13 protein-coding genes are annotated in these 12,904 nt (G+C 65.4%); 4 read left to right on the top strand and 9 right to left on the bottom strand.

The window, feature by feature from the left end; translation table 11 throughout:
• Position 1 precedes the first annotated feature (1 nt).
• From Q8Z05_RS18435 to pgl, 4 genes are read left to right on the top strand one after another with little or no spacing between them, the layout of a single operon-like run.
• Entirely contained in the window at positions 2-1,639 is a 1,638-nt protein-coding gene (locus tag Q8Z05_RS18435) for a glucose-6-phosphate isomerase (RefSeq protein WP_305941006.1), read from the top strand.
• Between the two features lie 15 nt (positions 1,640-1,654).
• Positions 1,655-3,217: a glucose-6-phosphate dehydrogenase gene (gene zwf / locus Q8Z05_RS18430; protein WP_305941005.1), complete on the top strand. Its 1,563-nt coding sequence runs from the start codon at positions 1,655-1,657 to the stop codon at positions 3,215-3,217.
• Positions 3,214-4,155 carry a glucose-6-phosphate dehydrogenase assembly protein OpcA gene (locus Q8Z05_RS18425; RefSeq protein ID WP_305941004.1) on the top strand — a complete coding sequence of 314 codons (942 nt, stop codon included), beginning with the start codon at positions 3,214-3,216 and terminating at the stop codon, positions 4,153-4,155. The genes zwf and Q8Z05_RS18425 overlap by 4 nt, the downstream gene beginning before the upstream one ends.
• A gap of 37 nt (positions 4,156-4,192) precedes the next feature.
• Entirely contained in the window at positions 4,193-4,963 is a 771-nt protein-coding gene (gene pgl, locus Q8Z05_RS18420; protein WP_305941003.1) for a 6-phosphogluconolactonase, read from the top strand.
• Here the strand turns inward: pgl and Q8Z05_RS18415 are convergent.
• The 9 genes from Q8Z05_RS18415 to rapZ form a co-directional block, all read right to left on the bottom strand.
• On the bottom strand, positions 4,934-5,311 hold the full coding sequence (locus Q8Z05_RS18415; RefSeq protein ID WP_305941002.1) for an RNA polymerase-binding protein RbpA: 378 nt from the start codon (positions 5,309-5,311) through the stop codon (positions 4,934-4,936). The two genes, pgl and Q8Z05_RS18415, sit on opposite strands and share 30 nt — an antisense overlap.
• A gap of 147 nt (positions 5,312-5,458) precedes the next feature.
• Positions 5,459-5,716 carry a preprotein translocase subunit SecG gene (gene secG / locus Q8Z05_RS18410; RefSeq protein ID WP_011691936.1) on the bottom strand — a complete coding sequence of 86 codons (258 nt, stop codon included), beginning with the start codon at positions 5,714-5,716 and terminating at the stop codon, positions 5,459-5,461.
• 49 nt (positions 5,717-5,765) lie between these two features.
• Entirely contained in the window at positions 5,766-6,581 is an 816-nt protein-coding gene (tpiA, locus tag Q8Z05_RS18405) for a triose-phosphate isomerase (RefSeq protein ID WP_305941001.1), read from the bottom strand.
• Between the two features lie 79 nt (positions 6,582-6,660).
• On the bottom strand, positions 6,661-7,887 hold the full coding sequence (locus Q8Z05_RS18400; RefSeq protein WP_305941000.1) for a phosphoglycerate kinase: 1,227 nt from the start codon (positions 7,885-7,887) through the stop codon (positions 6,661-6,663).
• Between the two features lie 10 nt (positions 7,888-7,897).
• Positions 7,898-8,908, bottom strand: a complete 1,011-nt coding sequence (gene gap, locus Q8Z05_RS18395; protein ID WP_305940999.1) for a type I glyceraldehyde-3-phosphate dehydrogenase — start codon at positions 8,906-8,908, stop codon at positions 7,898-7,900.
• Between the two features lie 275 nt (positions 8,909-9,183).
• Complete coding sequence (locus Q8Z05_RS18390) at positions 9,184-9,807, bottom strand: superoxide dismutase (RefSeq protein WP_305940998.1); 624 nt, start codon at positions 9,805-9,807, stop codon at positions 9,184-9,186.
• 123 nt (positions 9,808-9,930) lie between these two features.
• A complete protein-coding gene (gene whiA, locus Q8Z05_RS18385; RefSeq protein WP_305940997.1) occupies positions 9,931-10,911 on the bottom strand; it encodes a DNA-binding protein WhiA in 981 nt (326 codons plus the stop codon).
• Positions 10,912-10,920: 9 nt separating this feature from the next.
• Positions 10,921-11,940: a gluconeogenesis factor YvcK family protein gene (locus Q8Z05_RS18380; RefSeq protein ID WP_305940996.1), complete on the bottom strand. Its 1,020-nt coding sequence runs from the start codon at positions 11,938-11,940 to the stop codon at positions 10,921-10,923.
• A complete protein-coding gene (gene rapZ / locus Q8Z05_RS18375; protein ID WP_305940995.1) occupies positions 11,940-12,863 on the bottom strand; it encodes an RNase adapter RapZ in 924 nt (307 codons plus the stop codon). Before rapZ ends, Q8Z05_RS18380 begins: the two co-directional genes overlap by 1 nt.
• Positions 12,864-12,904 lie beyond the last annotated feature (41 nt).

The raw sequence follows: 12,904 nt of genomic DNA, 5'->3' as shown, positions 1-12,904 counted from the left end.
CATGAGCACACTCAGCTACGACGCCACCGGCGCAGCCCGCAAGGCACTTGAGCAGCACCTTCCCGCACTGCTGGAAGACCGCATTGCCACCCGGATTTTCGCGAAGGACCATACGTTGTGGGGTCCGGATGCCGAGCAGGAATCCGCTATCCGACTGGGCTGGGTCGAGGCGGCCACCGTCTCCCAGCCCCTGGTCAGCGACATCCTGGAACTCCGTGATGCACTGAAGGCCGACGGCGTGACGCGCATTGTCCTTTGCGGCATGGGCGGTTCCTCGCTGGCGCCTGAGGTCATCGCGGGAACCGCTGGCGTCGAGCTGACTGTGCTTGACAGCACCGACCCCGAACAGGTCAGTGCCGCTTTGGTGGACCGGATTACCGAAACAGCCATCGTGGTGTCCTCCAAGTCAGGTTCCACCGTGGAGACTGACTCCCAGCGACGGATCTTCGAGCAGGCCTTCACCGACGCCGGAATCGACGCCAAGAGCCGGATCGTCATCGTCACCGACCCGGGTTCGCCGCTGGACAAGGCGTCGCGGGAGGCCGGCTACCGCGCCGTCTTCAACGCGGACCCGAACGTCGGCGGCCGCTTCTCGGCGCTGACCGCCTTCGGGCTCGTTCCCTGCGGACTCGCCGGAGTGGACATCCAGGGGTTCCTGGACGAAGCCGAGGAAGCCGCGGAGATCCTCAACGAGGACACCGCCGAAAACATCGGCCTGGCCTTGGGCACCGCCCTGGGCGGCACCAGCCCGCTGCGCAACAAGATCGTCATCGCGGAGGACGGGTCCGGCATTGTCGGCTTCGCTGACTGGGCCGAACAGCTCATTGCCGAATCTACCGGCAAGCTGGGCACCGGCGTTCTCCCCGTGGTGGCCGGCCCGTCTGCACCGGAGGTCACTTCCGGTGCAGCCGATGTCCTGGTGGTACGCCTTGTATCAGCCGACGCTGACGACGTGCAGCTCGGCGAAAACGAGGTTGCCATCGCCGGTGGCCTGGCGACGCAGATGATGGTGTGGGAATTCGCGACGGCCGTTGCCGGCCGCCTGCTGGGCATCAACCCGTTTGACCAGCCCGACGTCGAGGCCGCCAAGGTGGCCGCCCGCGGCCTGCTGGACGCCCAGCCCGAGCCCACGCCCGCCAATTTCGTCGACGGCGCCATTGAGGTCCGTGGCGGAGACTGGCTCGGAGATGCTTCGACGGCGTCCGGCGCCGTGTCCGCACTGCTCGCCCAGCTGGCAGACGACAGCTACCTCAGCGTCCAGGCCTACTTCGACCGGCTGGCATACGCACCGTTCGAAGGCGTCCGCGACCAGCTCGCTGCAGTCAGTGGCCGTCCTGTGACGTTCGGCTGGGGTCCGCGATTCCTGCACTCCACCGGCCAGTTCCACAAGGGCGGACCGGCAATCGGTGCGTTCCTGCAGGTCACCGCCGAGTCCGCGACGGACCTCTCCATTCCGGAGCGGCCGTTCACGTTCGGTGAGCTGATCTCGGCTCAGGCCGCCGGTGATGCCCAGGTCCTCAGCGACCACGGACGTCCGGTCCTCCGCCTGCACCTAACGGACCGCGCCGCCGGCGTCAAGCAGCTGCAGGACATTGTTTCAGAGCTTGCCGGCCAGGCAGCATCCCACACTGAAAGCTAAGGCACCGAACCAACCATGCCAGAAACTGAAAACGGCAGCAGGAAGTCAGCAGCGCGGGGCCGCAACCCGTTGAGGGACCCTCGGGACCGCAGGCTGAACCGCATCGCCGGCCCCTCCTCGCTGGTCCTCTTCGGCGTGACCGGCGACCTTGCCCGCAAGAAGCTCATGCCTGCCGTGTATGACCTGGCTAATCGTGGCCTGCTGCCGCCGAGCTTTGCCCTGGTGGGCTTCGCGCGGCGGCAGTGGGAGAACGAGGATTTCGCCGCCGAGGTGAAGGCGGCGGTCATGGCGTATGCCCGGACCCCGTTTGACGAGGCCGTGTGGAACCAGCTGTCCGAGGGCATCCGTTTCGTCCAGGGAGAGTTCGACGACGACGACGCCTTTGAGCGGCTCGGCGACACGATTGACGAACTGGACGAACAGCGCGGAACGCGGGGCAACCATGCGTTCTACCTGTCCATTCCGCCGAAGGCGTTCGAGCAGGTTTGCCGGCAGCTGTCCAAGCACGGGCTGGCGCAGGCCGAGGGTGACAAGTGGCGCCGCGTGGTCATTGAGAAGCCGTTCGGGCACGACCTTGAGTCGGCCCGGCAGCTCAATGACATCGTGGAGTCCGTGTTCCCGCCGGATGCCGTGTTCCGGATTGACCACTACCTGGGCAAGGAAACGGTCCAGAACATCCTGGCGCTGCGTTTCGCGAACCAGTTGTTCGAGCCGCTCTGGAACGCCAACTATGTTGACCATGTCCAGATCACCATGGCCGAGGACATCGGTACCGGTGGCCGGGCAGGATATTACGACGGTGTGGGCGCTGCCCGCGACGTCATCCAGAACCACCTGCTGCAGCTCCTGGCGCTCACCGCCATGGAGGAGCCCATTTCCTTCAACGCCGATGACCTGCGTGCCGAGAAGGAAAAGGTCCTGGCCGCGGTCAAGCTCCCCGATGACCTGTCCACCCACTCGGCGCGCGGTCAGTTCGCCGGCGGCTGGCAGGGCGGCGAGCAGGTCCTCGGTTATCTGGAGGAGGAAGGCATTCCCGCCGACTCCACCACGGAAACCTACGCCGCGGTCCGTGTGGACATCCACACCCGTCGCTGGTCCGGTGTGCCGTTCTACCTGCGCGCCGGCAAGCGCCTGGGACGCCGCGTGACGGAAATCGCCGTCGTCTTCAAGCGCGCACCCAACCTGCTGTTCCGCGATCACGGCGAGGACGACTTCGGCCAGAACGCCGTGGTGATCCGCGTGCAGCCTGATGAGGGCGCAACCATCCGCTTCGGTTCGAAGGTGCCGGGCACCCAGATGGAAGTCCGAGACGTGACGATGGACTTCGGCTACGGGCACTCGTTCACCGAATCCAGCCCGGAAGCGTACGAACGCCTCATCCTGGACGTGCTGCTGGGTGAGCCGCCGCTGTTTCCGCGGCACCAGGAAGTGGAACTGTCCTGGAAGATCCTGGATCCCTTCGAAGAGTACTGGGCCAGCCTGGACGAACAGCCCGAACCCTACGCCCCCGGAAGCTGGGGCCCTGCCTCGGCGGATGAGCTGCTTGCCCGCGACGGACGAACCTGGAGAAGGCCATGATCGTAGATCTTCCCGATACAACAACCTCCGCCATCTCCAAGAAGATCATGTCCCTGCGCGAGCAGGGCGGCGTGATCGCGCTCGGACGTGTGCTGACCCTCGTGGTCGTCACCAAGTCCGGGCTCGAGGAAGAGGCCATCGAAGCGGCCAACGAAGCCAGCCGGGAACACCCCTGCCGGATCATCGTCCTCGCCGATGCCGGTGCCAAGGCCCCCACCCGGCTGGATGCCCAGATCCGGGTGGGCGGCGACGCCGGCGCGTCCGAAGTAATCGTCCTGCGCGGCTACGGCGAACTCGCGGAGGAAAGCGAGTCCCTGGTGGCGGCACTGCTGCTCCCGGACGCACCGATTGTGGCCTGGTGGCCGCACGGCGCGCCGAAGAGCGCCTGTGATACATCCATCGGCCGCATAGCCCACCGCCGGATCACCGACTCAGCCAACGAGGAGGATCCGCAGCGGGCTCTGGACAACATCCGGAACACCTACAAGGCCGGGGATACCGACCTCGCCTGGACACGCCTGACCAACTGGCGGATCCAGCTGGCCGCAGTGCTGGACCAGGTGGACCCGTCTCCCGTCACGGCCGTGGCCGTGGAAGGCGCCTCGGACTCCCCCAGCACGCTGCTCCTCGCAGCATGGCTGACGCTGGCCCTGGACGCCCCCGTGACCATCGTGGCCGATCCTGCCGGGACCGGTATCCGCCGGGTGCGGCTGAGCCGTGCCAGCGGTGACGTCCAGCTGTTCCGGCCGGGACTGTCCGTGGCGGAACTGACCCAGCCCGGCCAGCCGGCGCAGCGCATCTCCCTCCCGCGCCGCAGCCTGAAGGACTGCCTGGCGGAAGAGCTCCGGCGCCTGGATCCCGACGAAGTGTTCGGCGAAGTGATTACTATTGGACTGCCCCGTACAAATCTAAGGAGTGTCCGTCCCAGTGAGCGCTGATCCCAGAGTAAGCATCCACCCTGACTCATCCGTACTGATGGCTGCCATTGCGGCGCGGCTCATCACCAAGCTCGTGGACGTCCAGGACAAACACGATGAGGCGACGGTGGTGCTTACGGGCGGCACTGTGGGCATTGGAACCCTCAAGGCGGTTGCTGACTCCGCGGCGGCTCCGGCAGTGAACTGGTCCAAAGTTAACTTCTGGTGGGGCGACGAGCGCTTCGTCGGCAGCACCGACAGCGACCGCAACACCCTTCAGGCCCACGACGCCCTGTTGTCCCGCATATCAGTGGACCCGGACCGCGTAAACCAGCCGGGGTCCACGGACGACTTCGACAGCCCGGAGGACGCGGCGGCCGATTACGCGCGCCGACTCGCCGAGGCAGCCGCGGCGGAGCATGCCGCGGACATGTCCGACGACCGGCCCGAGAACCCGGGGAAGCTGCCGCGGTTCGATGTGGTCCTTCTTGGCGTGGGCCCGGATGCCCATGTTGCTTCGCTCTTCCCGGAACAGGCAGGCATCCGGGAAAAGGAGCTCACGGTGGTGGGTGTCCGGAACTCGCCGAAACCGCCGCCGGAGCGGATTTCCCTGACATTGCCCGCGATCAACACGGCCAGTGAAGTGTGGATGGTTGTGGCGGGTGAGGACAAGGCCGGGGCCGTAGGGCTTGCCCTGGCCGGTGCAAACCCGGTACAGGTCCCGGCGGCAGGGCCAAGGGGCCGCACACGGACACTGTGGCTGATCGATGAGAATGCCGCCTCAAGGGTTCCCGAGCAGCTAGTCCGAAAGGGTTCCGCGGGCTCGTAGCCGTTCCAGCGCTCCAGCCAGTACGTCTTCGGCGTCCTGGCTGGAGCGCCGCTCTTTAACGTACTCGAGGTGACTCTTGTAGCCCTCTTCGGAATGGTGCGGGACTTCCACCAGCGTCTCGTCGCGCGACGCCGGACAGCCGCAACGGCGGCAGTCCCAGACGACGGGGATCTGGTCTTCCGGGAGCTTAAGGAAAACTGGCCGCGTCTCGTGTCCTTTGGCGCACCAATAGGAAACACGAATACGCGGCAAGCGTTCACCGACAACGTCGTTTGGCTGGATTCTGGGGGCTGACCCTTCGGCCACCCCGACACGGGTTCCCCGGAACCCTGAAGCAGCATGCACCATCGGGAACTCCTGGCTACTCGACTGACCGGTTGTTGGAAGCCAACAGCCACAGTTTAGTGCGGAGTTCCCGACGGCGGCAGGGCCGTTAGTACCGGGAGTGTAAATTCCGGGAAAACTCCCGGTCCCCGATCTGTTTCGAGCGGAATGCTAGGAGTCGCCGCCTCCGGAGAAGCGCATCAGCAGGCCGAGCGCGATGATGACAACGCCCCAAGTGACGCCGAGGATGACCGTGAACCTGTTGAGGTTCCGTTCCGCCACTCCGGACGAGCTGAGGCCGGAGCTCATTCCTCCGCCGAACATGTCCGACAGACCGCCGCCCCGTCCCTTGTGGAGCAGGATGAGCAGCGTCAGCAGGAGGCTGGTGATGCCCAGGAGGATCTGCAGAATGACATGAAGAACGTCCACGACGGCCTTTCAGAAGTTGATGATTGCGGGGGTCACGCCTGTGTCCGGACTAATCCGTCAGCAGGTGACTCTCGAACCTGACAATATTAGCAAACTCAGCAGGATCGAGGCTGGCCCCGCCCACCAACACGCCGTCGACGTCGCGTTCGTTCAGGATGGCCGCTGCGTTGTTGGCCTTGACCGAACCGCCGTAGAGCAGGCGGACCTTGGCGGCAACGTCATCGCCGAAGAGGGTGACGAGTTCGGCACGGATGGCGGCGCACATTTCCTGGGCGTCCTCCGGACCTGCCACCTCGCCGGTGCCGATGGCCCAGACGGGCTCGTAGGCGACCACGAGTTCGGCCGCGTCTTCGGCGCTGAGGCCTTCGACGTCGGCGCGCAGCTGGTCAAGGGTGTGCTGGACGTGCGTCCCGGCCTGCCGGATCTCCAGGCCTTCGCCGACGCACAGCACCGGGGTGACTCCGTGGCGGAAGGCAGCCTTCACCTTCGCGTTGAGGACGTCGTCGGACTCGTTGTGGATGGTGCGGCGTTCGCTGTGTCCCACCAGCACATACTTGCAGCCCAGCTTGTTCAGGAACTGGCCCGAAATATCACCTGTGTAGGCGCCGGAGTCGAACTGCGACAGGTCCTGTGCGCCGTAGACAACTTCCAGCTCGTCGCCCTGGACCAGGGTCTGGACGCCGCGGAGGTCGGTAAAAGGCGGGAAGACAGCAACTTCAGCGCGGCTGTAATCATGCTTGGCGTCGGACAGGGTCCAGGCCAGCTTCTGCAGCAGCGTGATGCCCTGGACGTGGTCCATGTTCATCTTCCAGTTGCCGGCAATCAGGGGCGTGCGGTCGAACTTGCCATTCGTTGACGTAGTCACGTGTTCTCCAAAAATGCTTGTGATGTGAACAGCCGGCAGGGCCCCGACTTTTCAGTGGGTGCCCTGCCGGCTGGAGGATCTAGCGGTCGAGGACGCTGAGGCCCGGCAGTTCTTTGCCTTCGAGGTACTCCAGGCTGGCGCCGCCACCCGTGGAGATGTGGCCGAACTGGTCGTCAGCGAAGCCCAGCGTACGCACCGCAGCAGCAGAGTCGCCTCCGCCAACCACGGTGAACGCGTCCGCTTCGGTGAGCGCCTGCGCGATGGCACGGGTGCCCCCGGCGAAGGCCTCGAATTCGAACACACCCATGGGGCCGTTCCAGAACACCGTCTTGGCACCCTTGATCCGGGCGGCAAATGCAGCCGCGGATTCGGGGCCGATGTCCAGGCCGATGCCCTGCGCGCCGAAGCTGCTGTCTTCGATGGCGTCAGCACTGACCGTCTCGTGGTCAGCGTCCGCAGCGAACTTGGCCGCAACCACAACGTCCGTGGGCACGATGAACTCGGTGCCTGCGTCCGCCGCCCGCTTCAGGTACTCCTGCACTACGGGGATCTGGTCTTCTTCGAGGAGGCTGCCTGCCACCTTGTGGCCCTCAGCCGCGAGGAACGTGAACAGCATGCCGCCGCCCACCAGGATGGTGTCGGCTTTGCCGATCAGGTTATCGATAACGGCAAGCTTGTCCGAAACCTTGGAGCCGCCGAGAACCACAACGTAGGGCCGCTGGGTTTCCGTCGTGAGCTTGCGCAGCACCTCGACTTCGGTGTGCACAAGGTCGCCCTGGTACGACGGCAGCCGCGTGGCGACGTCGTACACGCTGGCGTGCTTGCGGTGGACGGCGCCAAAGGCGTCATCCACGAAAGCACCGTTCTCCCCCGTCAAAGCCACCAGTTCGTCCGCGAAGGCGCCGCGCTCGGCGTCGTCCTTGCTGGTTTCACGGGCATCGAAGCGGACGTTTTCAAGGATCAGCGCTTCGCCGTCCCGCAACGCAGCGGCAAGCTCCCGGGCCGAGGCACCGACGGTGTCTCCGGCCAGGGTGACCTTGAAGGAGGCCAGTTCAGCAAGCCGCGTGGCGGCAGGCTTGAGGGAGTACTTCTCTTCCGGGGCGCCCTTGGGGCGGCCGAGGTGGGCTGTGACCAGCACGCGGGCACCGGCGTCCGTGAGCTTCGTCAGTACTGGCAGGGAGGCCTTGATGCGGCCGTCGTCAGTCACTTCAGAGCCGTCGAGCGGCACATTCAGGTCACTTCTGACCAGAATGTACCGCCCGCGGACACCATCAGCGATCAGTTCGTTGAGGGTGTGGAATGTCATGTGTCTAACCCTAGCCCAGCTTGGATGCGACGAGCTCCGTGAGGTCGACCAGGCGGTTGGAGTAGCCCCATTCGTTGTCATACCAGGAAACAACCTTGACCTGGTTGCCGATGACCTTGGTGAGACCGGAGTCGAAGATCGAGGAGGCGGGGTCGCCGACGATGTCGGAGGAGACGATCGGCTCATCCGTGTACGTCAGGAAGCCCTGGAGTGCCTCGGACTCAGACGCCTTCTTCAGGGCGGCGTTGACTTCCTCAACGGTGGTCTCGCGGGAAACGGTGACCGTGAGGTCGGTGGCCGAACCGGTGGGGACCGGCACGCGGATGGCGTAGCCGTCCAGCTTGCCCTTGAGCTCCGGGAGGACCAGGCCGATTGCCTTGGCCGCACCGGTGGAGGTGGGCACCATGTTGATGGCGGCGGCGCGGGCGCGACGGAGATCGTTGTGCGGGCCGTCCTGCAGGTTCTGGTCAGCCGTGTAGGCGTGGACCGTGGTCATGAGGCCGCGCTCGATGCCGAACTCGTCGTTGACCACCTTGGCCAGCGGGCCAAGGCAGTTGGTGGTGCAGGACGCGTTGGAAATGATGTGGTGGGTGGCGTTGTCGTACAGCTCGTGGTTCACGCCCATCACGATGGTGATGTCCTCATCCGAGGCGGGGGCGGAAATCAGGACCTTCTTGGCGCCGGCGTCGATGTGCTTCTTGGCAGCTGCGGCCTTGGTGAAGAAGCCGGTGGACTCGATGACGATGTCAACACCCAGCTCGCCCCAGGGGAGGTTGGCGGGGTCGCGCTCGGCAAGAACCTTAACGACGTTCCCGTTGACGACGATGTTGCCGTCCTTGACCTCGATGGTCTCCTTCAGGCGCCCGCCGACGGAGTCGTACTTGAAGAGGTGGGCCAGCGCCTCGGGGCTGGTGAGGTCGTTGACTGCAACGATCTCGAGGTCAGCGCCCTGTGCGAGTGCTGCGCGGAAGTAGTTGCGGCCGATACGGCCAAAGCCGTTGATACCAATACGGGTCGTCACTTTTTCAGTCTCCTTGGTGCTTGTAGAAGCACAACTAGTTGAGCGGGCGTTCAAGCCAACTAACAGATCCCGCACGCCATTGGGCAGAGATGATTACCAGATCGGAGGGCGACCAGCCACATTGCTGAAGGCTAACCGCCTTCCGTGATCCATCTTACGTTTAAGTAGGTCGGCCCCCGCAAGTGCGGGGGCCGACCTTCCACGATTCGGTCCGAAACGGGCTAAATGTGAAGTTTGTTACAGGGGCATGTCTGCCACGTCACGCCTGAACGGCTTTAGAGGGTAATGAGGCCCGTGGCGTTCCTGCGTGCACCGTCGAAGCGCTTGGCGACGTCGGCCCAGTTCACGATGTTCCAGAAAGCCTTGACGTAGTCGGCCTTGACGTTGACGTAGTCCAGGTAGAAAGCGTGCTCCCACATGTCGAGCATCAGCAGCGGCGTGGTGCCCAGCGCAACGTTGCCCTGCTGATCGTAGAGCTGCTCAATGACGAGGTTTCCGCCGATGGGCTCGTAGGCCAGGAAGCCCCAGCCCGAACCCTGCAGGCCCAGTGCGGCAGCGCTGAACTGCGCCCGGAAGGCGTCAAAGGAACCGAAGGCGTCGTCGATGGCTGCGGCCAGTTCACCCTCGGGCTTGTCGCCGCCGTCCGGGGAGAGGTTGTTCCAGAACACGGAGTGGTTGACGTGGCCGCCGGTGTGGAAGGCCAGGTCCTTCGAAAGACGGTTGATGTTGGCGAAGTCGCCCTTTTCGCGTGCCTCAGCCAGCTGGGCCAGCGCGTTGTTGGCGCCGGTCACATAGGCTGCGTGGTGCTTGCTGTGGTGCAGTTCCATGATGCGTGCGGAGATGTGGGGCTCCAGCGCTGCGTAGTCGTAGCTGAGTTCAGGCAGTACGTACTCGGTCACAAAATCCTCCAATGTCGTGGACAGGTTGTCCGGTTTGGTAACTCTCGGATTGTGCATCCGGATGACTGGTCACCCGGAAATTTAGCGGGTTTCCGTAACCCGGTCTCGATTCTAGGGGCGCCGTTACTCGTCCAGCATTTCCGGCGTCACATTGGCCTCGGTGCCGGGAATGCCCAGGTCGAGGGCACGTTTGTCGGCCATGGCCAGGAGCCTGCGGATCCTGCCTGCTATCGCATCCTTGGTCATGGGCGGATCGGCCAGCCGGCCAAGTTCGTCCAGGCTGGCCTGTTTGTGGGCCACGCGCAGCTCGCCGGCATACTTCAGGTGGTCCGGCACGTCGTCGCCGAGGATCTCCAGGGCGCGGTCAACCCTGGCCCCGGCGGCAACGGCGGCCTGGGCCGAGCGGCGCAGGTTGGCGTCGTCGAAGTTGGCCAGCCTGTTGGCGGTGGCCCGGACTTCCTTGCGCATGCGGCGCTCTTCCCAGACCATCAGCGCATCATGCGCGCCCATGCGGGTGAGCAGGGCTGCGATGGTGTCCCCGTCCCGGATGACCACCCGGTCCACTCCCCTGACTTCCCGGGCCTTGGCCTGGATGCCGAGGCGCCGCGCTGCGCCCACGAGGGCCAGTGCCGACTCGGGCCCGGGGCAGGTCACTTCCATGGCCGAGGAGCGGCCCGGTTCCGTCAGCGACCCGTGGGCCAGGAAGGCGCCGCGCCACACGGCTTCTGCGTCGGCGGCGGATCCGTTGACCACGGCAGAGGGCAGGCCGCGCACAGGGCGGCCGCGGGCGTCCAGCAGGCCGGTCTGGCGGGCCAGGGCTTCCCCGTCCCGCACTACCCGCACCACGTACCGGTTGCCGCGGCGGAGCCCGCCGCCGGAGACGACGATGATCTCGCTCTGGTGGCCGTAGACCTCCGCGATGGCAGCCCGGAGCCGGCGTGCCGTGGACGCGAGGTCCACCTCGGCCTCGATCACGATGCGGCCCGAAACGATGTGGAGACCGCCGGCGAATCGCAGCATTGCGGAGACTTCAGCCTTGCGGACCGAGGACTTCTTAATGTCCAGGCGGGACAGTTCTTCCTTGACTGATGATGTCAGTGCCATGGCACCTTCCTAACTGTTCCCGAAAATATCGTGGTACGCCGTTGCCAGACGCAGGGGGTCGTGGATCGGTCGGCGGCTCGACGCCCCTACTTTACCCAACACCACCTCGGCACCGAGCATCCCCGCTGCCCGCTTGAACTCTTCGACGTCCGGCACGGAGACCGGGTCCGCCAGCACGACGTCGATGCTGAAGTCGGGCGCATAGCTCCGCAGCACGTGCAGGTGGTCGGCGGCGGACATCCCGGAGGTTTCCTTGGTGTCCGTGGCCAGGTTCATGGTGAGGCACCGCTTGGCCGGCGTATCGGAGAGCGCCTGGCGCATCTCGGGCAGCAGCAGGTGCGGCAGCACGGACGTGTACCAGGACCCCGGGCCGAGGATGACCCAGTCGGCCAGCTCGATGGCAGTCAGGGCTTCCACGCAGGCGTGCGCCGACTCCGGCAGGAGCCGCACGCTCTCCAGCGAGCCCGCCACTGCGCACTTGGCCTGCCCTGTCACCGTCTCCAGCGTGTACGACCCGTCAGGACCCGGCACCCGGACATCCCCTTCGATCGTCAGTGGCACGCTGGACATGGGCAGGACCTGTCCGCGGGCACCCAGCAGTGCGCCGGCCCATTTGAGGCCTCCGACCGTGTCGCCCAGCAGTTCCCAGAGGGTGACGATCAGCAGGTTGCCCATCGCGTGGTCGTCAAGGGAGCCGCCGCGGCCGCCACCGGGGTGGAAGCGGTGTTGCATGACGTCCCGCCAGGTCCTGCCCCAGTCAGTGTCGTCACAGAGTGCCGTGAGCGCCATCCGCAGGTCGCCGGGCGGGAGGACGCCGTACTCCTCGCGCAGGCGGCCGGAGGACCCGCCGTCGTCCGCTACGGTGACGATGGCCGTCAGGTCGGAGGTGAGCAGCCGAAGGGCGGACAGCGAGGCGGACAGTCCGTGCCCTCCGCCGAGGGCGACGACGGACGGACCCTTGTCCAGCTGCCCGCCGCCGGCGCCGCCGGCCGGCGGAACCATGGGCAGCGGCCCGGTAAGCAGTCCCATTACTCGCGGCCCAGGTCCCGGTGGGTGGTGGTCACTGTGACACGCGGATATTGCGCGAGCTTCTTGGACAACTCCATGGCGACGGCCACCGAACGGTGCTTTCCGCCCGTGCAGCCCACGGCGATGGTGGCGTAATGCTTGTTCTCCCGGCGGTAGCCATCCAGAACCGGCTCGATGGCCAGCACGTAGCGGTCCACGAAGCTCTTGACGCCTTCAGCCTCCAGAACGTAATCGCTGACGTCCTTGTCCAGGCCCGTGTGGGGGCGGAGCTGCGGGATCCAGTGGGGGTTGGGGATGAAGCGGGCGTCCACCACAAAATTGGCGTCCACGGGCAGCCCGTACTTGAAGCCGAAGCTCATGACGTTCAGCCGCAGGGCCACGGGGCCGGTGTCGCTGAAAAGTTCCGTGATGGCAGTGGCGAGGGCGTGGACATTGAATTCGGAGGTATCCAGCACGATGTCCGCGGAATCCCGAAGTTCATGCAGCAGGTCCCGTTCCGCGGCGATGCCGTCGAGGATCCGCCCGCCTCCCTGCAGGGGGTGCGGGCGGCGGCCCTGCTCGAAGCGGCGAACCAGGACGTCGTCGTTGGCGTCAAGGAACAGGACCCGGAACGTTACACCGCTCGCCTCAAGTGTTTTAAGGGCTGCCCGGATGTCGGTGAAGAGGGCCTTGCTTCGTACGTCCACCACCACAGCGAGCTTGGGAATGGACTGCGGGGCGTGGGAGACCAGTTCGGCGAGGGTGCCGAGCATTTGCGGCGGAAGGTTCTCGACGACATACCAGCCATGGTCCTCGAGTGCATCCGCAGCGGTGCTGCGCCCTGCCCCGGACATACCCGTCACCACAAGCAGTTCCGCTTCAACGGGCCTGACCGGCGTCATGCCGTCCTGTTCCGCGTCGGATCCTGCCGTTGACTCTGCCATGAGTAATGCCCCATTCCTGCTGTGTAATTCGACGCAACCGC

The organism is Arthrobacter oryzae, from assembly GCF_030718995.1.
In the GTDB taxonomy this organism is placed as follows: domain Bacteria; phylum Actinomycetota; class Actinomycetes; order Actinomycetales; family Micrococcaceae; genus Arthrobacter; species Arthrobacter oryzae_C.
This window is presented reverse-complemented; position numbering and strand designations above follow the sequence as displayed.

What these genes read in the sequence shown, in the direction of transcription:
- Q8Z05_RS18400 (WP_305941000.1), bottom strand. Translation starts at nt 7,887, where the DNA reads ATGACATTCCACACCCTCAACGAACTGATCGCTGATGGTGTCCGCGGG.
- whiA (WP_305940997.1), bottom strand. Translation starts at nt 10,911, where the DNA reads ATGGCACTGACATCATCAGTCAAGGAAGAACTGTCCCGCCTGGACATT.
- Q8Z05_RS18380 (WP_305940996.1), bottom strand. Translation starts at nt 11,940, where the DNA reads ATGGGACTGCTTACCGGGCCGCTGCCCATGGTTCCGCCGGCCGGCGGC.
- rapZ (WP_305940995.1), bottom strand. Translation starts at nt 12,863, where the DNA reads ATGGCAGAGTCAACGGCAGGATCCGACGCGGAACAGGACGGCATGACG.
- Q8Z05_RS18415 (WP_305941002.1), bottom strand. Translation starts at nt 5,311, where the DNA reads ATGGTGCATGCTGCTTCAGGGTTCCGGGGAACCCGTGTCGGGGTGGCC.
- Q8Z05_RS18435 (WP_305941006.1), top strand. Translation starts at nt 2, where the DNA reads ATGAGCACACTCAGCTACGACGCCACCGGCGCAGCCCGCAAGGCACTT.
- pgl (WP_305941003.1), top strand. Translation starts at nt 4,193, where the DNA reads ATGGCTGCCATTGCGGCGCGGCTCATCACCAAGCTCGTGGACGTCCAG.
- Q8Z05_RS18425 (WP_305941004.1), top strand. Translation starts at nt 3,214, where the DNA reads ATGATCGTAGATCTTCCCGATACAACAACCTCCGCCATCTCCAAGAAG.
- zwf (WP_305941005.1), top strand. Translation starts at nt 1,655, where the DNA reads ATGCCAGAAACTGAAAACGGCAGCAGGAAGTCAGCAGCGCGGGGCCGC.